General features: G+C 73.1%; 21 protein-coding genes and 1 riboswitch. Of the genes, 17 read left to right on the forward strand and 4 right to left on the reverse strand.

What is annotated here, in order from left to right; all coding sequences use genetic code 11:
• Nucleotides 1-111: 111 nt before the first annotated feature.
• From ACGFZS_RS47935 to ACGFZS_RS47950, 4 genes are all read left to right on the forward strand, one after another.
• Nucleotides 112-1,587: an NAD-dependent succinate-semialdehyde dehydrogenase gene (locus ACGFZS_RS47935; RefSeq protein WP_393800521.1), complete on the forward strand. Its 1,476-nt coding sequence runs from the start codon at nucleotides 112-114 to the stop codon at nucleotides 1,585-1,587.
• Nucleotides 1,588-1,674: 87 nt separating this feature from the next.
• Nucleotides 1,675-3,042 carry an MFS transporter gene (locus ACGFZS_RS47940; protein ID WP_393800522.1) on the forward strand — a complete coding sequence of 456 codons (1,368 nt, stop codon included), beginning with the start codon at nucleotides 1,675-1,677 and terminating at the stop codon, nucleotides 3,040-3,042.
• A gap of 197 nt (nucleotides 3,043-3,239) precedes the next feature.
• On the forward strand, nucleotides 3,240-3,581 hold the full coding sequence (locus ACGFZS_RS47945) for a DUF2218 domain-containing protein (protein WP_393800523.1): 342 nt from the start codon (nucleotides 3,240-3,242) through the stop codon (nucleotides 3,579-3,581).
• Between the two features lie 69 nt (nucleotides 3,582-3,650).
• Nucleotides 3,651-4,526: a PhzF family phenazine biosynthesis protein gene (locus ACGFZS_RS47950; RefSeq protein ID WP_393800524.1), complete on the forward strand. Its 876-nt coding sequence runs from the start codon at nucleotides 3,651-3,653 to the stop codon at nucleotides 4,524-4,526.
• Between the two features lie 48 nt (nucleotides 4,527-4,574).
• On the opposite strand, the gene ACGFZS_RS47955 is transcribed toward ACGFZS_RS47950, so the two are convergent.
• The gene (locus ACGFZS_RS47955; protein ID WP_393800525.1) at nucleotides 4,575-5,381 is read right to left on the reverse strand and encodes a hypothetical protein; all 807 of its coding nucleotides are present in this window, start codon (nucleotides 5,379-5,381) and stop codon (nucleotides 4,575-4,577) included.
• A gap of 111 nt (nucleotides 5,382-5,492) precedes the next feature.
• Nucleotides 5,493-5,750, reverse strand: a complete 258-nt coding sequence (locus tag ACGFZS_RS47960) for a hypothetical protein (protein WP_393800526.1) — start codon at nucleotides 5,748-5,750, stop codon at nucleotides 5,493-5,495.
• 169 nt (nucleotides 5,751-5,919) lie between these two features.
• On the opposite strand from ACGFZS_RS47960, the gene ACGFZS_RS47965 reads away from it, so the two are divergent.
• The 11 genes from ACGFZS_RS47965 (at nucleotide 5,920) to ACGFZS_RS48015 (ending at nucleotide 16,007) form a co-directional block, all read left to right on the forward strand.
• On the forward strand, nucleotides 5,920-6,117 hold the full coding sequence (locus tag ACGFZS_RS47965; RefSeq protein WP_393800527.1) for a hypothetical protein: 198 nt from the start codon (nucleotides 5,920-5,922) through the stop codon (nucleotides 6,115-6,117).
• A gap of 91 nt (nucleotides 6,118-6,208) precedes the next feature.
• Nucleotides 6,209-7,072 carry a glutathione S-transferase C-terminal domain-containing protein gene (locus tag ACGFZS_RS47970; RefSeq protein ID WP_393800528.1) on the forward strand — a complete coding sequence of 288 codons (864 nt, stop codon included), beginning with the start codon at nucleotides 6,209-6,211 and terminating at the stop codon, nucleotides 7,070-7,072.
• Nucleotides 7,073-7,149: 77 nt separating this feature from the next.
• A riboswitch (SAM riboswitch) is annotated at nucleotides 7,150-7,261 on the forward strand.
• Between the two features lie 409 nt (nucleotides 7,262-7,670).
• Nucleotides 7,671-8,651: an amino acid ABC transporter permease gene (locus ACGFZS_RS47975; RefSeq protein WP_393800529.1), complete on the forward strand. Its 981-nt coding sequence runs from the start codon at nucleotides 7,671-7,673 to the stop codon at nucleotides 8,649-8,651.
• On the forward strand, nucleotides 8,648-9,436 hold the full coding sequence (locus ACGFZS_RS47980; RefSeq protein ID WP_393800530.1) for an amino acid ABC transporter ATP-binding protein: 789 nt from the start codon (nucleotides 8,648-8,650) through the stop codon (nucleotides 9,434-9,436). The genes ACGFZS_RS47975 and ACGFZS_RS47980 overlap by 4 nt, the downstream gene beginning before the upstream one ends.
• 72 nt (nucleotides 9,437-9,508) lie before the next feature.
• Nucleotides 9,509-10,534 (forward strand): ABC transporter substrate-binding protein, encoded by a 1,026-nt coding sequence (locus ACGFZS_RS47985; protein WP_393800531.1) that lies wholly within the window; start codon nucleotides 9,509-9,511, stop codon nucleotides 10,532-10,534.
• A 49-nt stretch (nucleotides 10,535-10,583) separates the two neighbouring features.
• Entirely contained in the window at nucleotides 10,584-10,997 is a 414-nt protein-coding gene (locus tag ACGFZS_RS47990; RefSeq protein WP_393800532.1) for a GNAT family N-acetyltransferase, read from the forward strand.
• 43 nt (nucleotides 10,998-11,040) lie between these two features.
• Entirely contained in the window at nucleotides 11,041-11,136 is a 96-nt protein-coding gene (locus ACGFZS_RS47995; RefSeq protein ID WP_355717949.1) for a putative leader peptide, read from the forward strand.
• Between the two features lie 67 nt (nucleotides 11,137-11,203).
• A complete protein-coding gene (locus tag ACGFZS_RS48000; protein WP_393800533.1) occupies nucleotides 11,204-12,412 on the forward strand; it encodes an LLM class flavin-dependent oxidoreductase in 1,209 nt (402 codons plus the stop codon).
• A 22-nt stretch (nucleotides 12,413-12,434) separates the two neighbouring features.
• Nucleotides 12,435-13,808: an NtaA/DmoA family FMN-dependent monooxygenase gene (locus ACGFZS_RS48005; protein WP_393800534.1), complete on the forward strand. Its 1,374-nt coding sequence runs from the start codon at nucleotides 12,435-12,437 to the stop codon at nucleotides 13,806-13,808.
• On the forward strand, nucleotides 13,805-14,887 hold the full coding sequence (locus tag ACGFZS_RS48010) for an LLM class flavin-dependent oxidoreductase (protein WP_393800535.1): 1,083 nt from the start codon (nucleotides 13,805-13,807) through the stop codon (nucleotides 14,885-14,887). The genes ACGFZS_RS48005 and ACGFZS_RS48010 overlap by 4 nt, the downstream gene beginning before the upstream one ends.
• Nucleotides 14,880-16,007 (forward strand): LLM class flavin-dependent oxidoreductase, encoded by a 1,128-nt coding sequence (locus ACGFZS_RS48015; RefSeq protein WP_393800536.1) that lies wholly within the window; start codon nucleotides 14,880-14,882, stop codon nucleotides 16,005-16,007. The genes ACGFZS_RS48010 and ACGFZS_RS48015 overlap by 8 nt, the downstream gene beginning before the upstream one ends.
• Before the next feature lie 145 nt (nucleotides 16,008-16,152).
• Here ACGFZS_RS48015 and ACGFZS_RS48020 read toward each other — a convergent pair whose 3' ends face one another.
• Nucleotides 16,153-17,232 (reverse strand): M12 family metallopeptidase, encoded by a 1,080-nt coding sequence (locus tag ACGFZS_RS48020; RefSeq protein WP_393800537.1) that lies wholly within the window; start codon nucleotides 17,230-17,232, stop codon nucleotides 16,153-16,155.
• A gap of 95 nt (nucleotides 17,233-17,327) precedes the next feature.
• Here ACGFZS_RS48020 and ACGFZS_RS48025 point away from each other — a divergent pair, with 95 nt between their 5' ends.
• Complete coding sequence (locus tag ACGFZS_RS48025) at nucleotides 17,328-19,055, forward strand: LuxR C-terminal-related transcriptional regulator (RefSeq protein WP_393800538.1); 1,728 nt, start codon at nucleotides 17,328-17,330, stop codon at nucleotides 19,053-19,055.
• A 39-nt stretch (nucleotides 19,056-19,094) separates the two neighbouring features.
• Here ACGFZS_RS48025 and ACGFZS_RS48030 read toward each other — a convergent pair whose 3' ends face one another.
• Nucleotides 19,095-21,659: a CHAT domain-containing protein gene (locus ACGFZS_RS48030; RefSeq protein ID WP_393800562.1), complete on the reverse strand. Its 2,565-nt coding sequence runs from the start codon at nucleotides 21,657-21,659 to the stop codon at nucleotides 19,095-19,097.
• Between the two features lie 151 nt (nucleotides 21,660-21,810).
• Between ACGFZS_RS48030 and ACGFZS_RS48035 the strand changes: the two genes are divergently transcribed.
• Nucleotides 21,811-23,253: a S8/S53 family peptidase gene (locus ACGFZS_RS48035; protein WP_393800539.1), complete on the forward strand. Its 1,443-nt coding sequence runs from the start codon at nucleotides 21,811-21,813 to the stop codon at nucleotides 23,251-23,253.
• The last annotated feature ends 20 nt before the right edge of the window (nucleotides 23,254-23,273 follow it).

Consider the following 23,273-nt stretch of genomic DNA (forward strand, 5'->3'; position numbering starts at 1 on the left):
ACAGCAACCCCCATTGCGATCCGCCGAGGTTGCCTTGTCGGCCCCATGACGCGCTCGTAAATTCACCGCGCATCGGACGAGCACCGTCCGAAACGGAGAAAAGAGCAGCTCATGAACCTCGCCGGCATCGACCTCCTGGCCAAGGCGCCGCTCGCGGAAGGCGATGTGTTCCTCGGCGGCCGCTGGCTCCCGGCCGCCGACGGGCGGACCTACCCCGTGTCCGACCCGGCCACCGGCGAACCGGTCAGGGAGGTGTCCGCGGCGGGACCCGAGGACGCCCGGGCGGCGGTCGAGGCGGCGCAGGCGGCCGCGGCCGGCTGGCGGGCGACACCGGCCCGGCGCCGTTCGGAGATCCTGCACGACACCTTCGAGCTGATGCGCGAGCACACCGGCACCCTGGCCCGGCTCATCGTGCGGGAGAACGGCAAGGCCCACCGGGACGCGGTGGCCGAGGTCGGCTACGCCGCCGAGTTCTTCCGCTGGTTCGCCGAGGAGGCGGTCCGGATCGGCTCCTCCTTCGGGGACGCCCCGGCCGGCGGCTACCGGCACGTCGTGCGCAGACACCCCGTCGGTGTCTCGGCGTTCGTCACCCCCTGGAACTTCCCGGCCGCCATGGCCACCCGCAAGATCGCCCCGGCGCTCGCGGCCGGCTGCCCGGTGCTGCTCAAGCCCGCCCCCGAGACCCCGCTCACCGCGCTCGCCGTCGCCGCGCTGCTCACCGAAGCGGGCCTGCCCGCGGGCCTGGTGAACGTCCTGCCCACCGACCGCGCCCCCGAGGTCGTCTCCGTCTGGCTCGGCGACGAACGGGTCCGCAAGTTCTCCTTCACCGGCTCCACCGCCACCGGCAGGCTGCTCCTGGAGCAGGCCGCGGCGAACGTCGTCAACGTCACCATGGAACTGGGCGGCAACGCCCCCTTCGTGGTGTGCGCGGACGCCGACGTCGACGCCGCCGTGCGCGGGGCGATGGACGCCAAGATGCGCGGCGGCGGCGAGGTCTGCATCGCCGCCAACCGGTTCTACGTCCACGCCTCCGTGGCCGAGGAGTTCACCGAGAAGTTCGGCGCCGCCATGGCCGCCGTACGCGTCGGGCCGGGCATGGCGGAGGGCGTCACCCTCGGCCCGATGATCAACCGGGCGGCCGTGGACAAGATCCGTTCCCTGGTCGACGACGCGCTGGCGCGCGGTGCCCGCGTCGCCGCGCAGGGCCAAGTCCCGGACGGACCCGGCCACTTCCACCCCGCGACCGTCCTCACCGACGTCCCCGACGACGCCCGCATCCTGCACGAGGAGGTCTTCGGCCCCGTCGCGCCGCTGACCACCTTCACCGACGAGGACGAGATGCTGGCCCGCGCCAACGCCACCGTCCACGGCCTGGCCTCCTACGTCTACTCCCGTGACGTCGGCCGCGCGCTGCGCGTCGCCGAACGTCTGCAGGCCGGCATGGTCGGCGTCAACCGCGGCCTGCTGTCCGACCCGGCCGCGCCCTTCGGCGGCGTCAAGCAGTCCGGCCTCGGCCGGGAAGGCGGCCGCGAAGGCATCGAGGCCTTCCTGGAGACGCAGTACATCGCCCTCGACTGGCCCCTCTGAACCCCTCTGAACCCCTCCCGAACCGCTGCCCGTCCCCGCTCGCCCACACCCGCTCACCCGCTCACCCGCTCACCCCAAGGACCGCTCATGGCAATGACGCCTGCGACCCAGCAACCGCCCGGCACCCCGGAGGTGCCCGCCGACCGCGCCCGTGAACGCCGCCGCCTGCACACGAAGTTGAAGCTCGCCACCCAGATAGGCGAGGGCATCGACGGCTACATCATCGGCGGCATCGGCATGGCGATGACCGCCCTCACCGCCGATCTGCACCTCTCCACCCTCATGGAGGGCCTGGTCGGGGCGTCCCCGCTGATCGGCATCTTCGTGGGCGGCCCGCTCTTCGGCCGCCTCGCCGACCGCCTCGGCCGCCGCCCGGTGTTCCTCGCCGACATGCTGATCTTCCTGGTCGGCTCGGTGCTCCAGTTCTTCGTCACCGACGGACTGCAACTCTTCCTGATCCGGCTGCTGATGGGCGTGGCCATCGGCGGCGAGTACGCCATCGGCGCCCCGCTGCTCTCCGAGTACGCCCCGAGACAGGGCCGCGGCCGGCTGCTGGCCAGCCTGGAGATCAGCTGGTACGTCGGCTACGCGCTGGCCACGGTCGTCGGCGCGCTGTTCGCGGACGTCGACGGCGGCTGGCGCTGGTCCCTGGCCAGCAGCGCGGTCATCGCCGTGGTGTGCGTGTCGCTGCGGGGCGGCATCCCCGAGTCGGCCCGCTGGCTGCTGAGCAAGGGGCGCCGGGAGGAGGCCGAGGCGCTGATCGAGCGGTACGGCATCGAGATCGACGTCGACGCGGAACTCGACGAGCGGAGCGCGACCGGACAGGCCGGGTTCTGGGCGCTGTTCAGCAAGGAGCACCTGCGCAGCACGGTGTTCGCGAGCGTCTTCTGGGCGGCGCTGGTGCTGCCGTACTTCGCCATCGGGACCTTCTGGACGCAGGTCTTCGACGCCCTGAACATGGGGGACAACGCGGTCGCGGCGCTGCTCGTCTACTCGTTCACCGCGGTCGCCGGGGTCACGGTCGGCTGTCTGGTCGTGGACCGCATCGGCCGTCGGAGGCTGCTGATCCCGCCGTTCTGGATCACCGCGGGCTGCCTGGCGCTGGTCGCGGTGTGGCCGCACTCCACGCCCGTCATCGTGGGCGGCTTCCTCTTCTTCATCTTCCTCAACGCGGCCTCCAGCGCGCTCACCGCCGTCTACCCGCTGGAGGTGTTCCCCACCGCGCTGCGCGCCACCGGCGTCGGCTTCGCCACCGCGATGAGCAGGGTCGGCGCGGCCATCGGCACCTTCCTGCTGCCGATGGGCCTCGACCGGTTCGGCGTCGAGTTCGTCCTGCTCGTCGGCGCGGGCGTGCTCGCCCTCGGCGGCCTGGTCTCCCAGTTCCTCGCCCCCGAGACCACCGACCTCGACCTCGCCAGGGCGGCCCGCAAGGCACGCGGCCCGGCGGGCGCCTGACCGCCCCGGCCGCCGGAAAGGCCCCGCGGGCCCGAACCCGCGGGGCCGGTCGCGGTTTGCGCTGGTGAAAGGTGCGCTGTCGTGAGCGTGCACGGGCCGAGGGCATAGCTTGCGGATCCCGCCGGGGCACCCCGGCCCGCGTCCCGACGTAGCGTGGGCCCGTCGACGTACGCCCGCCGCTACCCCGGGAGTCCTGGATGGCCCGCTCCGAAGCCCGTGTCCCCACCGACCGCCCCGCCCGCTACGCCAAGCAGCTCGCCTCGCATCTGGGCCGCCGTTCCCGGACCGACTGGGACGAGGAGAGCGGCACCGGCACCCTCGCCTTCGACAACGGCGGCACCGGCACCCTCACCGCCGCCGACGGCGCGCTACTGCTCGCCGTGGAGGCGGAGCCGGCCCACCTCGACCTCCTGGAGGGTGTCGTCGGCCGGCACCTGGTCCGCTTCGGCGCCCGGGACGAACTCGTCGTCGAGTGGCACCGCGACAACGGCGAAGCGGGCACCGCGCAGCGCAACTCCGGGGAGCCCATGTCCCACTGAACACCGAACACTGAACCGACGCCGTACCGGCCAGGAATAGCCCCGGTTGCGCCGCGTGTTGCCGGGATCATGACGACGAACGCGCCGCGGCCCGAGGTCCTGCGATACACCGCCTTCTCCAGCACCCCCGACGGGGGAAACCCCGCCGGTGTCGTCCTGGACGCCTCCGCCCTGGACGACAGCGACATGCTGGCCATCGCCGCCGACCTCGGATACTCCGAGTCCGCGTTCCTGACGGCGCCCCCGGAGGGCCTCGGCGGACCGGCGGGGCGGGCGTTCACCATCCGCTACTTCAGCCCCAAGGCGGAGGTGCCGTTCTGCGGGCACGCCACCATCGCGACCGCCGTCGCGCTCGCCGAGCGGACCGGCCCCGGGGAGCTGGTGTTCGCGACGCGCGCCGGCACCGTGCCGGTGGAGGTGACCGAGGCGGACGGGACGGTCCGGGCCACGCTCACCAGCGTCGAGCCGCACACCGAGGAGATCGCCGAGGCCGACCTCGCCGAGGCGCTGGCCGCGCTCGACTGGCCGGCCGCCGACCTGGACCCGGACTTCCCGCCGCGGATCGCGTTCGCCGGCGCCCGCCATCTCGTGCTCGCGGCGGCGACCCGCGCCCGGCTCGCCGATCTCGCCTACGACTTCGCGCGCCTCGAAGCCCTGATGCACCGCCTGGACCTGACCACGCTGCAGCTGGTGTGGCGGGAGTCGGCGGCCGTCTTCCACGTCCGGGACCCGTTCCCCGTCGGCGGCGTCGTCGAGGACCCGGCGACCGGCGCCGCGGCCGCCGCGTTCGGCGTGTACGTCCGTGAGCTGGGCCTGGTTCCCGAGGACGCCGTCCTCACCCTGCACCAGGGCGAGGACCTGGGCCGTCCCGGCGAACTCACGGTGACCCTGCGCACCGGCGACCTGCGCATCCGGGTCAGCGGCACCGGGGCCCGGATCGGCTGACGCGGATCACTCCCGCCGACTCGGTCCCGCCGACTCGGTCCCGCCTGCTCAGTCCCACTGACTGGGCAGCGGGGCCGGGGTCTTGCCGGACAGCACGTCCTTCAGGCGCTGGGCGCCGGCCTGTACGGCGCGGTCGGTGCTGTCGTGGTCGACGGCGGAGAGGCCGCCGTTGGTGACCGCCGCCCCGGAGGCGCCGACGCGCAGGACCGCGACGTCCGTGCTGAAGGTGGACGGCTGACCCGCGGCGGTGCCCTGGACGGTCACCGTCAGGGCCTCCCGGGCGTCGCCCGCCTTCGGCACCTCCAACGCCACGACCTGCACGGTCCGCTTGCCGCCGTCCTGGCCGGTCGCCGTGAACTGGTTGCACTTCTCCGGCAGGGTCTTCATCCAGTCCAGGGTGGCGTCGACGTCCGCCGAGCCGTAGTCCCCGACCTGGTACAGCATCCGGGAGTCCTCCGAGGTGAAGCCGCGCAGCGCGGAGGCGCCGGTGGCGCGGCCGAGGAGGCTGTCGGAGTAGAGGCCGTCCAGCAGCCGCTGGCAGTCGGCGGCGTCGGACTTGGCGGTGAGGAAGCCGGCCACGTCGACCTTGCCGATCAGCATGGAGTTGCGCCAGGTCGCGGCGTCGGTGGCGACCTGCCAGTCGTTCTCGATGTCGGCCGGCGTGATCAGCGCGGCCTGCGCGCCGGCCCCGGTCAGGGCGGGCGTCGCCGACGGGGAGGGGGAGCGCTCGGCGGCGGCCGAGACGGACACGGCCTCGGGGGCGCCGCTCTCGTCCGCACAGGCCGCCGTGGCGAGCAGGAATCCCGCCGCCAGGGCCGAGGCGAGAACACGCGCGGGTCGGGACGGACGGGTCATCGCGACTGCCTCCTCGGGAACGCGGTAGCTCCCTCCACGCCACCATCCGCCGGGACCACGGACCACCCGCACGGGCCATTCGGGTGAGTGCCGGGCCGGGACGCGGGAGCGTCATGTTCCGGGGGCGGTGATCCGCACCCGGCGGCTGCCGCAGCGCGGGCACACCGCGTCCGCGAGCGGTGAGCGGACCGCCCGGCCGGCCTCGTCGACGTACTCCTGGGTGCTCTGCAGGTCCGGGTCGGCGATCGGGTCGATGAAGAACACCGCCTGGAAGGTGGCCTCCCAGGCCTTGCCGCACCGCCCGCAGGCGAACGCGAAGGTCTCGGGCACGGCCCCGGGGACGGGCCCGGGGCCCGGGGGCTCGGTCATCGGATCCGGCTCCTGTCACTCGGCCTGCGTCCCAAGCGGACCGCCCCCGCCGTCCGGCGGCAACCCGGGGCCGGGTGTCCCAGGCGTGGACGCCCTCTTGACGTGGGGCGGAGGCGGATCGACACTCCAGATGGGAATCCTAGTGAAAAGGTAGGGAAAGATGGGTCGCGTGCGCACGCTCACCGGCAGACCGCGCCGAGAGAGCCGTACGTCCTGGGCGGCCCCCCTGCTCACCTCCCGCCTGCACATCGATCTGCAGCGCGTGTGCAGCGCCATCAGCCTCGGCACCACCGGCCTCGGCGCCACCGGCCTCGGCACCACCGACCGCAGAGTCCTCGGCCGCAGAGCCCTCCGCCGCAGAGGCTGAGCGCCCGCTCGCCCCGTACGAGCCGGGCCCCCGCCCACCGACGAACGCTTCCGCCGCGCGTACGTCCGCGCGCCCGCATCTGGGGAGACGCATGTCCATCACTCCGCTCGCCGCCCTGCCGTCCGTCCGCACCGCCCCCGCCTTCCGGGGCCGCATCGGCCGCGACGCGCGCAGCGGCCACTACGCGGTGCCGCGCCGCTACCGGCTCCATCTGGCCACCGCCTGCGCCGACGGCCTGCGCATCGCCGTCGGCCACAGCCTGCTCGGCCTCGACGACTGTTGTCCGGTCACCTTCCTGCCCGCGGTCCCCGACTGTCCCGACGGCAGCCACACGGCGCTGCGCCCGCTGTACGAGGCGAGCGCCCACCGCTACGTGGGACCGGCCCTGGCGCCCGTGCTCAGCGACGACTGGTCCGGCCGGATCGTCAGCACCCACAGCCGGGACATCCTGCGCGACCTGGACCGGCACTTCGGCGACGGCGTCACCCGGCTCCACCCGCGCGGCGCCGAGGCCGAGATCGAGGCCGTCGAGCGGCTCTGCGCGGAGGGCGTCGAACAGGCCGCACAGCGCGCCGGGCGCGAGGGCGGCGACCCGGAGGCACTGGAGACCCTGCTCGCCACCCTGGACGAGCTGGAGCGCCGGCTGACCGGAGCGGAGTTCCTGATCGGCGGTCAGCTCACCGCCGCGGACATCGAGTTGTGGGTGGCGCTGGTGCAACTCGACACCGTGCACCGCACCCACCTGGACGCCTCCGCCGTGCACCGCATCGCCGACCACCCGGCGCTGTGGGCCTACGCCCGGCGGCTGGCCGCGCATCCGGCCTTCGGCGCCCACCTCGACCTCGACGGCATCGCCCGTCGCCACCACGGCCGTTGCCAGGGCCTGGAAGCCGCCGGCGCGGCCGTCCAGATCCTGGACTGGGCCGGCCACGCGGCGGACGTCTCCCGCAGGTGAGAGCGGCCCGAACCGTTCCGCCGGCTGGACAGGCGTTGACATTCGATCGGGCAACTGCGTTACTTACGGACCAGAACGGTCAAGAGCGTCAGCATCAAGCCCTGGCTTGCTGACCGGCAACCCTCGCACCGCGGTGGGGTGCCCCAGGTGACGACCGGACCGGATGACGACGTTCGGTAAGCGCGAGGCCCCGCCCCGGGGCCATCACACAAGACAGGTGACGGACATGTACGCAGCCTCCAGGACGGCCGAGCGCCGTGCCCAGGGCTGCGTACAGCCGTATCCGAGCCCGCTCGTCGCCGACCGTGCCGTCGACCTGCTCCGCGTCAACAGCGCCCTGTGTAGCGCGTGTACCGCACCGGGCCGCGCCCGCTGTCGGGTCTGACCAGGCACTTCCGCCTGCGCCCCGCGGTTCTCGCGACTCGGCTTCCCTGACGTGGACACCGCTTCTCTGACGTAGACACCGGCCGCCCGGTGTGACGCCGTCCGCCCACCCCCGCATCCCGCGCGCCCCGCGTGCCGTGCCGTGCCCGAACACGGCGCGGCAGCGCGTTCCCGGCCGTGGGACCAGGGGTGTCCGACTCCGCCGGAGCCCGCCATGAGTGAACCCCCAGGCGCCACCATCACCGCGCCTGCCGCACCCCCCGCTGACAAACCGTCAAAACCGTTGGCTCCACAGCGAGTTCTCCCGCTGCGCCGACCCGGACGGTGGATCGCCACCGCCGTCGTCCTGGTCCTGGTCGCCCAGTTCGCCCACGGGCTGGTGACCAACCCCTTCTACCAGTGGGACCGCTTCGGCTACTGGTTCCTGCGGCCGACCCTCCTCGACGGACTGGTCATCACCCTCGAAGTCACCGCCTACAGCGCGGTGTTGGGCCTGCTCGGCGGCATCCTGCTCGCCCTGGCCCGGCTCTCGAAGAGCCCGGTGCTGCGCGCGGTCAGCTGGACCTACGTCTGGGCACTGCGCTCCATCCCGCTCATCGTCGTCCTGCTCTTCCTCTACAACTTCAGCGCCCTGTACCAGACGTTGAGCGTCGGCGTCCCCTTCGGGCCGGCCTTCTTCTCCTTCGACGAGTCGAAGCTCGCCACCGACATGGTGATCGCCGTCATCGGCCTCAGCCTCAACGAGGCCGCCTACGCGGCCGAGGTGGTCCGCGGCGGCATCCTCTCCGTGGACCAGGGCCAGCACGAGGCCGCCGCCGCGCTCGGCCTGCCCAAGGGCTACCAGTTCCGCAGGATCGTCTTCCCGCAGGCCCTCAGGTCGATCACCCCGAACTACGTCAACCAGCTGATCGGCCTGATCAAGAGCACCTCGCTGGTCTTCTACGTCTCCCTGCTCGACCTCTTCGGCACCGCGCAGAGCATGGGCTCCACCTACCCCGGCGACATCGTGCCGCTGCTCCTGGTGGTGACCGTCTGGTACCTGATCCTGACCAGCGTCGTCTCCGTGATCCAGTTCTACGTCGAGCGGTACTACGCCCGCGGCGCCACCCGCGCGCTGCCGCCGACGCCCCTGCAGAAGCTCCGGGGCGGCCTCACCGACCTGCGGGCCCGCATCCGCCGGGAGGCCGCCGTATGAGCAGCACCGACACCCTGGAGACGGCCCCCGCCGCCCTGGAGATCCACGACGTCCACAAGTGGTACGGCGCCCACCGCGTCCTCGACGGCATCGACCTGACCATCCGCCCCGGCGAGGTCACCGTCGTCCTCGGCCCGTCCGGCTCGGGCAAGTCCACGCTCCTCAGGGTCATCAACCACCTGGAGAAGCCCGAGATCGGCCATGTCAGCATCAACGGCGAACCGATCGGGGTGAAGCGGCAGGGCGACCGGCTCAAGGAGCTGAGCGAGCGCGCCATCCTGGCCCAGCGCGGCCGGATCGGCTTCGTCTTCCAGAACTTCAACCTCTTCCCGCACCTGACCGTCCTTGACAACGTGGCCGCCGCCCCCGTCGCCACCGGGAAGCTCACCAAGCCCGAGGCACAGGCCCTGGCCAAGGAACTCCTGGAGCGGGTCGGCCTCGGCGAGCGCGTCGGCGCCTACCCCCGCCAGCTCTCCGGCGGCCAGCAGCAGCGCGTCGCCATCGCCCGCGCCCTCGCCCTGCGCCCCGGCGTGATCCTCTTCGACGAGCCCACCTCCGCCCTGGACCCGGAACTGGTCGGCGAGGTCCTCGCCGTCATCAAGGACCTGGCCACCAGCGGCACCACGCTCGTCATCGTCACCCACGAGATCGGCTTCGCCCGCGAGATCGCCGACCGGGTCGTCTTCATCGACGAGGGCCGGATCGTCGAGCAGGGCCCGCCCTCCGAGGTCCTCGACAGACCGCGGCACGAACGGACCAGGGACTTCCTCAGCAAGGTCCTGTGAGCCGCACCCCCCGGATTTCCCCCCACGCCCACCCTCAGCACCCTCTTCCTCTTCCAGCGACAAGGAACGGCCATGCCCACCCACCTCACCCGACGCAGCCTGCTCAGAGGCATCACCGCGGCCACCGCCGTCGCCACCCTCGCCACCGGGCTCGCCGCCTGCGGGGGCGACAGCGACGCGGCCACCACCACCGCCGGCGCCAAGTCCGGCGAGGTCGTCGTCGGACGGGTCTCCAACGGCGCCGGCACCCAGACCACCATCAAGGTCTCCGAGGTCAAGTCCATCAGCGCCGAACTGCCGGCGGCCGTCCGCAAGAGCGGCAGGCTCGTCATCGGCGAGGGCGCCCTGCCCGCCGGATTCCCGCCGCTGGCCTACGTCGGCAGCGACCAGAAGACCCTCACCGGCTCCGAGCCCGACCTCGCCCGCCTGATCGCCGCCGTCTTCGGACTCACGCCGGAGGTCAAGAACGCCACCTGGGAGAACATGTTCGTCGGCATCGACAGCGGCAAGGTCGATGTGGCCCTCTCCAACATCACGATCACCGAAGAGCGCAAGAAGAAGTACGAGTTCGCCTCCTACCGGCAGGACAACCTCGCCTTCATCGTGCCGAAGAAGAGCACCTGGAACTTCGACGGCGACTACGAGAACCTCGCCGGCAGGACGATCGCCGTCGGCTCCGGCACCAACCAGGAGAAGATCCTCCTGGAGTGGCAGGCGAAGCTGGCCAAGGAGGGCAAGAAGCTCACCGTCAAGTACTTCCAGGACAGCACCAGCACCTTCCTGGCCCTCAACAGCGGGAAGATCGACGCCTCCTTCGGTCCCAACCCCGGCTTCGCCTACCACAACAAGCAGACCGCGAACACGCCCAACGCCACCCGCACCGCGGGCACCTACTCCGGCGCCGGCGCCAGTCTGCAGGGCCTGATCGCGGCCACCGCCAAGAAGGACAGCGGACTCGCCAAGCCCCTTGCGGACGCCATCAACTACCTGATCAAGAACGGCCAGTACGCCGAGTGGCTCAAGGCCTACAACCTCTCCGACGAGGCCGTCGCCAAGTCCGAGGTCAACCCGCCCGGACTGCCCCTCGACAACTCGTGACCGCCCGCACCAGCACGCCCGTCGGCTCCTGAGGAAGGACTCCGCCTCCGTGACCGTCCAGACCGACCTCCGCGGCGGCGGAGCCCCCCTCACACCCGACACCACACCGCTCGACAACCCCGTCTGGCCCGCCCTCACCGGCCCACACGCCCACCTCGCCGAGCGAAGCGAGATGGGGGTCCCCCCGGCCGAAGGCTGGGGGAGGTTGCGGCCGCTGGGCTGGACGGAGATCAGCGCCGTCTGCACCGACCCGGACCACCGGGGCCTGGGGCTGGCCACCCGCCTGGTGGGCGCGGTCGCCGTCGGCATCCGGGACCGTGGCGACACCCCGTTCCTGCACGCGGTACCGGGCAACGCCACGGCGATCCGGCTCTACGAGTCGATCGGCTTCACCGAGCGACTGCGCGGCCGCATTCTGCTGCTGCGCACCCCGGGAACATCCACGAACGCCGGTCAGTTGTGAGTCACGACGGGATCCACGCCGAGCAGGCCGGGAGGTGCGGGACGTGACACGTGTCCTCAGCCCCAGCCGCCGGACCGTCCTGCACTCCCGGCCGCACATCGACCTCCAGCGCGTGGCCGCCGCGCTCTGTTGCTCCTGACCCGTTCCCACCCCGCCACGCCCCCGCACCGGCGTGCCCTCGTACGGATCTTCAGGAAGGCACCTCCGTGTCCTCAGCACCCGTTTCTCCCCTGCACCTCGCCGTCGCCCTCGACGGCACCGGCTGGCACCCCGCCTCCTGGCGCGAGCCGGCCGCCCGCCCCCGCGACCTGTTCACCGCCGGATACTGGGCCGACCTGGTCGCCGAGGCCGAGCGCGGACTGCTCGACTTCGTCACCTTCGAGGACGGCCTCGGCCTGCAGTCCTCGCACTTCGGCGAGCCGGACGGCCGCACCGACCAGGTCCGGGGCCGCCTGGACGCCGTCCTGACCGCCTCCCGGGTCGCGCCCCTGTCCCGCCACATCGGCCTGGTGCCGACGGTGATCACCACCCACACCGAGCCGTTCCACATCTCCAAGGCGATCGCCACCCTGGACTACGTGAGCACCGGCCGCGCCGGGCTGCGGGTGCAGATCTCCGCCCGCCCGCACGAGGCGGACCACTTCGGCCGGCGTACCTTCCCGCCGATCGACCTGGCCGAACTGCGGTCCCCGGCCGGGCAGGAGCGGCTCAACGACCACTTCGACGAGGCCGCCGACTACGTCGAGGTCGTGCGCCGGCTCTGGGACAGCTGGGAGGACGACGCCGAGATCCGGGACGCCGCCACGGGCCGCTTCGTCGACCGCGACAAGCTGCACTACATCGACTTCGAGGGCCGCCACTTCAGCGTCAAGGGCCCCTCCATCACCCCGCGCCCGCCGCAGGGCCAGCCGCTCGTCACCGCCCTCGGCCACCAGAGCGTCCCCTACCGACTGATCGCCCGCCAGACCGACGTCGGCTACATCACCCCGCACGACACCGCCGAGGCCCGTGCGATCGTCGCCGAGATCCGCGCCGAGCAGGAGGCCGCCGGACGCGCCGGCGACACCGTGCACGTCTTCGGCGACCTCGTGGTCTTCCTGGACGACGACCCGGCCACCGCCGCCGCCCGCAAGGAACGCCTGGACGCCCTGGACGGCGGAGCGCTCACCAGCGACACCCGGATCTTCACCGGCACGGCCGCCCAACTCGCCGATCTCCTGGAGGAGTTCGCGGCCGAGGGGCTGACCGGCTTCCGGCTCCGGCCCGCCGTCCTCGGCCACGACCTGCCGCGTATCACGGCGGACCTGGTCCCCGAACTCCAGCGCCGCGGCCGCTTCCGGACCGCCTACGAGGCCGACACCCTGCGCGGCCTGCTCGGGCTCGCCCGCCCCGCCAACCGCTACGCCGCCGCCTGAGCCGGAAGGACCGCACCCCGTCATGAGCAAGCCGCTGAAGCAGATCCACCTGGCCGCCCACTTCCCGGGCGTCAACAACACCACCGTGTGGAGCGACCCGGCCGCCGGCAGCCACATCGAGTTCAGCTCCTTCGCGCACTTCGCGAGGACCGCCGAACGCGCAAAGTTCGACTTCCTGTTCCTCGCCGAGGGCCTGAGGCTGCGCGAACAGGGCGGCAAAATATACGACTTGGACGTGGTCGGCCGGCCCGACACCTTCACGATCCTCGCCGCGCTCGCCGCCGTGACCGAGCACCTCGGCCTGACCGGCACCATCAACTCCACCTTCAACGAGCCCTACGAGGTGGCCCGCCAGTTCGCCAGCCTCGACCACCTCTCCGGCGGCCGGGCCGCCTGGAACGTGGTCACCTCCTGGGACGCCTTCACCGGCGAGAACTTCCGCCGCGGCGGCTTCCTCCCGCAGGACGAGCGCTACTCCCGCGCCAAGGAGTTCCTCGCCACCGCGAACGAGCTCTTCGACTCCTGGCACGGCGACGAGATCCTCGCCGACCAGGCCACCGGCACCTTCCTGCGGGACGCGGGCGCGGGCTCCTTCGTGCACAAGGGCGCCCAGTTCGACATCCACGGCCAGTTCGACGTGCCGCGCTCCCCGCAGGGCCGCCCGGTGATCTTCCAGGCCGGCGAGTCCGACGAGGGCCGCGAGTTCGCCGCCTCCGGTGCCGACGCGATCTTCAGCCGGTACGCCACCCTCGACGCCGGCCAGGCCTTCTACACGGACGTGAAGTCCCGCCTCGCCAAGTACGGCCGGGCCCCCGGCGACCTGCTCATCCTGCCCGCCGCCAGCTTCGTCCTCGGCGACACCGACGAGGAGGCCGAGGAGATCGCCCACCAGGTGCGCCGGCAGCAGGTCAGCGGGGCGACGGCCCTCAAGCACCTGGAGTTCGTCTGGAACCGGGACCTGTCGTCGTACGACCCGGAGGGCCCGCTGCCGGACGTCGACCCGCTGGTCGGCGAGGAGCACATCTCCCGGGGCCGGGCCCAGGTCAGGATGTACCGCGACCCGCTCGCCATCGCCCGTGAGTGGCGGGAGCTGGCCGAGGCCAACAAGTGGTCCATCCGCGACCTCGTGATCAACACCGGCAACCGGCAGACCTTCGTAGGCTCCCCGGACACCGTCGCGAAGACGATCAACGACTTCGTGCAGGCCGACGTCTCCGACGGCTTCATCCTGGTCCCGCACATCACCCCCGGCGGCCTCGACGTCTTCGCCGACACGGTCGTACCGCTGCTCCAGGAACAGGGCGTGTACCGCACCGAGTACGAGGGCACCACGCTCCGCGACCACCTGGGCCTCACCCACCCCGACCGGGCGCGCACCGAACGGGCCGCGTCGTGAAGTTCCTGGCGATCACCCTGATCGTGCACCGCCCGGACCCGCTCACCGGCATCCGGAAGCCGACCCACGACCGGTTCCGGGAGGTCCTCGACAACGCGGTGCTCGCCGAGGAACTGGGCTTCGACGGCTTCGGCGTGGGGGAGCGGCACGAGCGGCCGTTCCTCTCCTCCTCCCCGACCGTCGTCCTCGGCCATGTCGCCGCCCGCACCCGGCGCATCCGGCTCTTCACCGCCGTCACCACGCTCAGCCTGCTGGACCCGGTCCGGGCGTACGAGGACTACGCGACCCTCGACCACCTCTCCGAGGGCCGCCTGGACCTGATCATCGGCAAGGGCAACGGCGCCGCCCAGCGCGAGCTGTTCCATGTCACCCCCGAGGACCAGTGGGACCGCAACGCCGAGAGCTACGAGGTGTTCCGGCGGATCTGGCGGCAGGACAAGGTCACCGCGGACACGCGTTTCCGCCCGCCGCTGACCGACGCGGAGGTCTGGCCGCGCCCCTACCAGCAGCCGGTCCGGGTCTGGCACGGCAGCGCCACCAGCAAGGAGTCCGTGGACCTCGCCGCCCGCTACGGCGACCCGCTGTTCTCCGCGAACGTCACCAACCCCATAGAGCCGTACGCCGAGTTGATCCGGTACTACCGGGAGCGCTGGGAGCACCACGGCCACGACCCGGCGGCCATCGCCGTCGGCGCGGGCAGCGCGGGCCTGTACGCGGCGCCCACCTCGCAGGAGGCGGTGGAGGTGTACCGGCCGATCTTCGAGAGCAACCTCGCGTTCCAGAGGAAGGCCGGTCTGCCGGTGGTCTTCGAGACGGTCGAGGACTTCGTCGAGCGCAGCTCGGCGCTGATCGGCAGCCCCCAGCAGATCATCGACAAGGTCCACCGCTACCACGAGCGGTTCGGGCACACCGTCCTGCATCTGCACGCGGACGCGGGCGGTCTGACGGACACTCAGCACCGCGCCTCCCTCGAACTGTTCCAGTCCGCGGTCGCGCCCGTGCTCCGTGAGGAGATCCCGGACCCGCCGTTCGCCTGGGCCCCCGTGCTGCCGGCCGTCGAGGAGCCCGCGCGTGTCTGACATCCCCCTCGGCGTCCTCGACCTGGTGCCGATCCCGAGCGGCGCCACCGCCGCCGACGCCCTGCGCAACTCCATCGAACTCGCCCGGCGGGCCGAGGAGTTCGGCTACGCCCGCTACTGGTTCGCCGAGCACCACCTCAACCCGGGCGTCGCCGGCACCTCCCCGGCGGTCGTGCTCGCGCTGACCGCCGCCGCGACCTCCAGGATCCGGCTCGGCTCCGGCGCCGTACAGCTGGGCCACCGCACCGCGCTGTCCACGGTGGAGGAGTTCGGCCTGATCGACGCCCTGCACCCGGGCCGCCTCGACCTGGGCCTGGGCCGCTCCGCCGGCCGGCCACCGGGGGAGCGGACCACCCCGCCGGCCACCGCGACCCCCGTGGTCGACGGCCGGGCACCGGGCGGCCTCCTCATCCCGCCCCGCTTCTCCTTCGCCCACCTCCTCGGCTCCCCGCGCATCGCCCTCCAGCGCCGGCTGCTCCTGCTCCCGAACGCCGAGTCCCCGGAGTACGCCCAGCAGCTCGACGACATCCTCGCGCTGCTCGCCGGCACCTACCGCACCGAGGACGGCACTGAGGCCCATGTCGTCCCCGGGGAGGGCGCCGACATCGAGGTGTGGATCCTGGGCAGCAGCGGCGGCGAGAGCGCCGAGGCCGCGGGCGCCCGGGGCCTGCCCTTCGCCGCCAACTACCACGTCAGTCCGGCCACCGTCCTGGAGGCGGTCGACGGCTACCGCTCCTTCTTCCAGCCCTCCGACCGCCTCGGCAAGCCCTACGTCAGCGTCTCCGCCGACGTGGTGGTCGCCGAGGACGACACCACCGCCCGCGAACTCGCCACCGGCTACGGCCCCTGGGTCCGCAGCATCCGTACGGCCGAGGGCGCCATTCCCTTCCCCACGCCCGAGGAGGCCCGCGCCCATGTCTGGACGGCCGAGGACCGCGCCCTGGTCCAGGACCGCCTCGACACCCAGTTCGCCGGCAGCCCCCAGCACGTCGCCGACCGCCTGGAACAGCTCCAGGAGGCCACCGGCGCCGACGAGTTGCTCATCACGACGATCACCCACGACCCACGCGACCGCGTCCGCTCCTACGAACTCCTCGCCCAGGAATGGGCGAGACGGTGAGCCGCACCCGGCCCACTCCGCCCGTACTCGTCCCCGGCCGGGTATGGCTGCGGGACGTCTCCCTCCCCCGAAGGTGACGTCCCGCAGCCGCTTCCCCCGGCGCCGGACAGTGGTCCGACCTCCGCGTCGCGGGTCTGTGCCGGTCTCACCAGCACATGACCGCTGTCTCCCCCGACCCCCATGTGGAATGGAGACGGACGCGGACGAAGTAACGGCGGCCCTTGACGAGCCGGACCCTGATCCTCGTGTTGTGCGGGGTGCCTCCGTCGTCGTGGCCGACGAGGTAGCGCGGTTCCCCGTCGCGCTCCTCGAAGACCACGACGACGCAGTCGCTCTCGCCGAAGGTCCCCACGTTGTAGACGCGGGTCTCCGACGGCTCCACGGCGAAGTCCGCCTGCTCGCCCGGGCCCAGCCGGAACGGCGCCGAGCGGAACGGCACCAGCGCGGCCGGGGCGTCGGCGGGCGGGTACCAGCGGAGCACGAACTCCTTGTCCGCCGGGGACAGCGACCCCGGCGGGTACAGACCGTTGTGGTACTGCTCCGGTTCCAGGATCAGCCCCGGACCGAACGGATACTGCATCACCGACTGCGGATCCCACACCGAGCCGTTGGCCTCCGAAGGCTCCAGCGTGCGCAGGATGTTGAAGTGCGTCTTGTCCCGGCTCCAGTGGTTCGGCGGGCCGAAGAGATCGGTGTACACCGCCTCGTCGTCCCAGTGCAGACCGGCGAACGGGCTCTGGTGCTCGTGCCGCATGCCCAGCGCGTGCCCGATCTCGTGCAGCGCCGTCCACCGCCCGCCGGGCTCCGTCAGATCCCAGCCCAGGTTCATGGTGCGCTCGCCCCGGCCGACCGAGAGCGCGTCCCGGCCCACCGCCGACCAGGAGCCGTCACCCAGCTGGAAACCGATCCGCAGCTCGGCCTCGCGCCGGTCCGCGACCTCGGCGAACCGCACCCCGATGCCCAGGTCCTGCCACTCCCGGAAGCACTCGCGCACCAGGTCCCGCTGCTCCTTCGCACCGGCCCACGGCACCGGCCGGGTCTCCGCGGTCCCCGGGACCGGGATCACCGACGTGTCGGTGTCGGCGTCGAAGAAGTAGTAGTGCAGCACCGTGCCGTTGACCCACATCCGCCGCCCGCCCACGAGCGCGCCGAGCCGCTCGGCGGCCAGGCCCGGCGCGAACACCGGGTCCGACTGCTGCGGAAGCGAGCAGTAGCGTCGGGTCATGCGCCCCAGACTGCCGTTTCACCCGGCCGGGCGCCTGAGTCGGAAGCTACTCAAGTCCCCCTGTATCAGAGCTGAGTAACCCGACTCATACTCGTGTGACGACTTACGAACAGGACGCACGGACCCTCGAACTGCCCTGGCCGTTCACCGGCCGGGAGGACGAACTGGAGCTGGTCAGGCGGTCGTCGGTGGCCGGCCGGCAGGGCGTCGTGGTGACCGGCCCGGCGGGCAGCGGCAAGACCCGGCTGATCACCGAGGCCGTCCGCGGCACCGACTGCGCCCGGGTGACCGGCACCCCCGCGACCAGCACCCTCCCGTTCGCCGCGTTCGCGCACCTGCTCCCCGACGGGGTCTCGCTGCCCGGCGCGCTCCGTCACCTGTCCGGGGTACGGCTCCTGGCCGTCGACGACGCCCACCTCCTCGACGAGGCCTCGGCCGCCCTCGTCCACCAGCTCGCCGTACACGGCCGCACCCGCCTCCTGGTGACCGCCGCCGACCCGGCCCCCCTGCCCGACGCGGTCTCCCGGCTCTGGACCGGCGAACTCCTCACCCGTCTCGCCCTGGAGCCACTGCCGTACGACGAGACGGCCCGGCTGCTGGCCGGCGCCGACCTGGACCCGCTCACCGTGCGCCGGCTGCACCGGGTGTGCCGGGGCGATCTGCGGCTGCTGCGCGACCTGCTCGGCGCCCTGCGCGAGTCCGGCCCGCTGACCCGGGTGCCGGACACCGGCGAATGGGCCTGGCGCGGCCCGCTGCCGCTCACCGCGACCGTACGGGACCGCATCGCACCGCTGCTGGACCGGCCGGACCCCGCCGAGCGCGACACCCTCGAACGGCTCGCCTTCGCCGAACCCCTGCCACCCCACCTCGACGACGACCTGGACCTCGGCACCCTCGAACGGCTGGAGACGGACGGCCTGATCCACGTCGACGAACACGGCCTGGTCCGCCTCGCCCACCCCCTGCACGGCCCCGCGCTGCGCGCCCGCGCCGGCCGGCTCCGGGCCCGGCGGCTGGCCCGCACCCCCGACCAGTGCGAGCCCGCTCTCAAGGACGAGGAACAGCGACTGGCGGAACACATCGAGCAGTTGGACGTACGGGAGGTGCCGGCCCCGGTGGGGGAGTGGCTGGCGTCGGGAGACCTGCCCGTACCGGCCGGGTACGCGGCCGTGCGTGCCCGGTACTCGCGGCTTCGGGGGGAGCTGCGAGAGGCGGCGGCGTGGGCGAGGGAGGGACTGCGGACGGCGCCGGGCGACGCCTCCTGCCGTGCCGAACTCGCCCGGGCCGCCGCCGAGACGGGGGAAGGCTCCGTAGTGCGCGAGGACGGGGGTCTCGCGCACTACGGAGCCGTACGGCTCGGGGCGCCCGAGGAGGCCGCGGGGCGACTGGACGGGGTGCTCGCACGGCACGCCGAGGCCCTCGCCCGCGGCGACGGACCCGCCCTCGACCGGGCCGCCGAGACCCTGGCGGAACGCGGTCTGCTGCTGTTCGCGGCGGAGGCCCACGCCCAGGCCGGCCGCGCCCACCGAGACCCGCGCGCCGCCCGGATGGCCCGCACCCGCGCGGTCGCCCTCGCCCGCCGCTGCCAGGGCGCCCGCACCCCGGCCCTGTCCGGCCTGGTCCTCGGCGAACTCACCGCCCGCCAGCGCCAGATCGTCACCCTCGCCGCCGCCGGCCTCAGCAACCGCCAGATCGCCGACCGCCTCACCCTCTCCGTCCGCACCGTGGGCAACCACCTCTACAGCGCCTACACCCGCCTCGGCACCACCGACCGCACCGCCCTGCCCTGGCTGCTGGACCAGCCGGACCGGAAGTCGGCGTAACCGGAGCCGGCCGTTCGGGGCGGGGGCGGCCGGAGGCGCTCAGGCCGCCCCGAACGCCGCGAACGCCCAGCCCGTGGCCTGGTGGAGGGCGTCGCCCGGGAGGGCCGACCGGGCGTCGCGGAGGGCCTCCGCCAGGGAGAGGCCCGCGCCCAGGCCCTTGTGGAGGGCGAGCATCAGGGGGACGACGGCGGCGTCGTTGACGGGGGCGCTGCTCGCGACCACCCCGGCCGTGCCCAGCGGCAGCAACGCCGTGACGAGGCCGAGGAGTTCGTCGGCGCCGACCGTGGCCAGACGGGCGGTGTCGCAGCTGGACAGGATGATCCGGTACGGGCTGCGGGCGAGGCGCTCGAAGTCGTGCACGATCAGCGGGCCGTCGGCCATCCGCAGGGAGGAGAAGAGCGGACTGTCCGCACGGAAGGTGCCGTGCGCGGCGATGTGCGCGAGCGCGGCCCCGTCCAGCTCCTCCAGGACCCGGGGCACCTGGACGTCGTCGTGCTCCAGGATCGTGGCCGTCGCGTAGTGGCCCGCCACCTCGGGCACCTCCGCACCCTCGGTCGCCAGCCCCGGCCCGCGGACCAGCACATGCCGGCCGCCCGGCGGCGGCTCGGTCTCCCGGGCCCGCAGCCAGCTGCCCGCCGACGGCGACACGCTCAGCACCCGCTCCCGCAGCGAGGGAAGCAGCGCCCAGGGCACCCGGTGCAGCGTGCTCGGCGGCACGATCACCACCGGCCCCGAGCCCAGCTGGTCCGCCGCCGCGCCCAGCAGCAACTCCTCCAGCCGCCGCCCCGCCGCCTCGACCACCGCCAGCCGCCCCTCCGCCCCGGGATGCGCGAGCCGCCGCAGCCCCGCCTGGACGTGCTCGGCCTCGGCGGCCGCCTCCGCCAGCAGACCGCCCTCGAACCGCCGTACCCGCCCCTGCCCGCACAGCAGGATGTGCACCCGGCCGTCCAGGACCGCGAGTTCGATCAGCCGGGCCTCACCGAGCCGGTCCAGGAGACGCACCGGATCGAAGCGGTCGCCCCCGCCGGGCGCGCCGCCGCCGATGTGGTGGGTGCGGGAGCGGATCTCCCGTTCCAGGCGCCGCTGTTCACGCTCCAGGGCGGGCACCGGACGGCCCTGCCGGCGGGCGTCCTCCGCGCGGGAGGCGATCTCGCGGAACGCGGTGAGCGAGGCGAGCAGCCCCGGATCCGCGGGCGGCCGGGTCGGCGGCGCGGAGAGGACCGTGGCCCGCCAGCGCTCACTCCACTCCAGGAGGCGGCGCGGCCCGCCGTGCGCCAGACTCGCCTGCTGGGCCAGCGCCGCCAGTTCCGCGCCCTGCGCGGTGGCCCGGGCCCGCAACTCCGAGGCGCCCAGCGTCATCCGGTGGTCGTCCAGGACGTCCAGACCGCGCCGGCAGGCCTCCAGCACACCCCGCCGCGAACCGGCCGCCCGGGCCCGCAGCGCCTGCGCGGCCCACCCGGTCATCCGGGCCAGCGGCGGCCCGACGTGCCGGCTGCGCGCGGCCACCGCCAGATGCCGTTCCGCGTCCGCCGTCCAGCCCAGCGCCAGCGCGATCCGCCCCGCGAGCAGCGAGGCCTCCGGCGCGGCCGGCGCACCGAACGACGCCAGCTTGTCGGCGACCGCCGACGCGTCCTGCACCAGCCGCCCCGACGCGGCCCCGCCCGCCACCCGCGCCTCGATCAGCACCAGCCGGGCATGCGTCTCCCACCAGGACCGCCGCTGCCCCGAGAACAGCCGCACCGCGACGGCGGCACGCGCGATCGCGGTCTGCGCGTCCCCGGTCGAGAGCGCGGACCGGGCGGCGGTCAGCAGCAGTTCGGCCTTGCGGGTGGACTGCCCGCCGATCCGGTCCAGGGTGACGATCGCCTCGTCCGCCTCGGCCAGCGCCTCCGGGGCCAGCCCGGCCGCCATCAGCACGTCGCAGCGCGCGATGTACAGCATGAACGAGGGCGTGCCCAGCTCGTCGTACCGCTCCTTGGCCTCGGCCAGCAGCCGCAGCGCCGCCGGGATGTCGCCGGACCGGTACGCGGCCAGGCCCCGGTTCTCCACGGCGACCGCCTTGTCGTGCTCCTGGCCCGTCGTCTCCCACAGCAGCTCCGCCGCCGTGAAGTCCGCGTCGGCCCGCTCCACCGCGCCCATCGCCAGATGCACCGTGGCCCGCACGCTCAGCGCCCGCGCGGTCCAGATGACGTCGTCGGCCTGCCGCAGCACCGGTATCGCCCGCCGCAGATCCTCCAGGGACTCCCGGTGCCGGCCCAGCACCCACCCGGCGAACGCCCGCCGGTACAGCACCCGCGCCCGGGTGTGCCCGGTGCCCCGGGCCACCCCGCGGTCCAGCGCGGCCAGCCCCTGCCGGGTACGCCCCGCATGCACCAGGGCGACCCCGAGAGCGGCGAGGACGTCCGCCTCCCGGTCCGCCGAGTCCGCCCGGGCCGCGAAGTCCCGGGCGCGCCGCAGATGGTCGAGGGCCACGGCCAGGTCTCCGAAGTCCCGCTGCCAGATACCGATGACCTGGTGCGCGACGGACGCGTCGAGCGGCGACGGATCGGACCGCAGGACGTTCTCCGCCCGCGCCAGGGCCTCGCCGGGGGCGGCGAACACCATCGGCAGGAGTTCCGTAACCGAATCGCTTCGCGCACTCACCCCTCGGATGGTAGTGGCCTGGGCAGACATGCCCCACAGGTTTGACGCTGTATCAAGCAGCGGCCTGGCGAGTCTGACTGAAGTACGCCGTTTCTGGGGGAGGAGACAGGCCATGGCACCTCAGCGATTCCATGAGCAGTTCGATCAGATCCAGCGCTCCATGCCGGACGTTCCACTGGCGATGGGGCCCGACGACGCGGGCGAGTTCCTGTACGAGAAGGGGGTCGTCCTCGCCCGCGACGGCGCCGAGGCACGGGTCGTCGAGGACACCGTGCGCGCCCACTTCACCGCCACCGCCGACCTGGTCGAGGACCACGTGCGCAGGGCGGGACCGGAGACCAACCGCACCGGCGTCACCCGCATCCAGGTCGGCGACCCGAACCAGGGCGACCGCAGCGGCGACCGCGCCGTCCGCCACGCGCTGCGCGCCCTGCGGGAGGCGGAGGGCCGCACCGGGCGCCGCATGGTCAGCCGCAACCACATCGTGTCCACCACCGGCAACGCCAACTCCTGCAACCCGTGCGAACCGCTCCCCGCCCTGCTCACCCAGACCCCCAACCCCGAGGCCGTGGCGGGGAGCTACGACCCGGACACCGCCGTCAGCGTCCTGGTGATGGACACCGGCCTGGTGCACGACTACCGCTCCTACCCGCTCCTCGCCCGCGTCCAGGGCGACCTGCAGATCGCCGAGACCGACGCCGAGGGCATCCTCCAGCAGTACGTCGGCCACGGCACGTTCATCGCCGGACTCATCGCCGCCCTCGCCCCGAACACCGACATCACCGTCACCAACACCCTCAACGACGCGGGCGCCATCCTGGAGTCCGAGTTCGGCGCCAAGCTCTTCGAGGCGGTCGACCAGCACGGCTGGCCCGACATCATCAGCCTCTCCGCCGGCACCTCGAACGGCAGCGCCGACGGACTGCTCGCCGTCGAGGCCTTCATGGACGCGATGCGCGACCAGTCCACGCTGCTCGTCGCCGCCGCCGGCAACAACGGCAGCGCCACCAACTTCTGGCCCGCCGCCTGCGCCGACCTGACCGGCTACGAGGACACGGTGCTCTCGGTCGGCGCGCTGCGCAGCGACGGCGACTACGGCGCCTGCTTCACCAACCACGGCAGCTGGGTCAAGGTCTACGCCCCCGGCGAGCAGCTGATCGGGGCCATGGCCGGCTTCGACGCCCCCGTGCCCTACGTCTACCAGCACACCACCTACGAAGCCTGCCGGTTCGGCTTCACCTACGCCTGCACCTGCCAGTACCCGCGCCACACCGGCGTGTTGACCGACACCGGGACGACCGGCCCCGGCAAACCGGACCAAGTGATGTTCGAAGGGTTCGCACAGTGGAGCGGAACGTCGTTCGCCACCCCCATCACCGCCGGCCTCGTCGCCGATCGGATGACCACGACCCAGGAGGCCGACCCGCGCACGGCAGGCGCCCAACTCCTGCAGAGCATCACGGAGTACGCCGAAGTGCGGGGGGCGACCGTCCCGGCGCTCCGCCCGGCGAGCTGGCAGCCGGTCCCGGTCGTACAACTGGCACCGACGCCCTGAGGTCCGGAACACTCCCTTCC

The sequence above is a fragment of the Streptomyces sp. NPDC048288 genome, from assembly GCF_043201555.1.
In the GTDB taxonomy this organism is placed as follows: domain Bacteria; phylum Actinomycetota; class Actinomycetes; order Streptomycetales; family Streptomycetaceae; genus Streptomyces.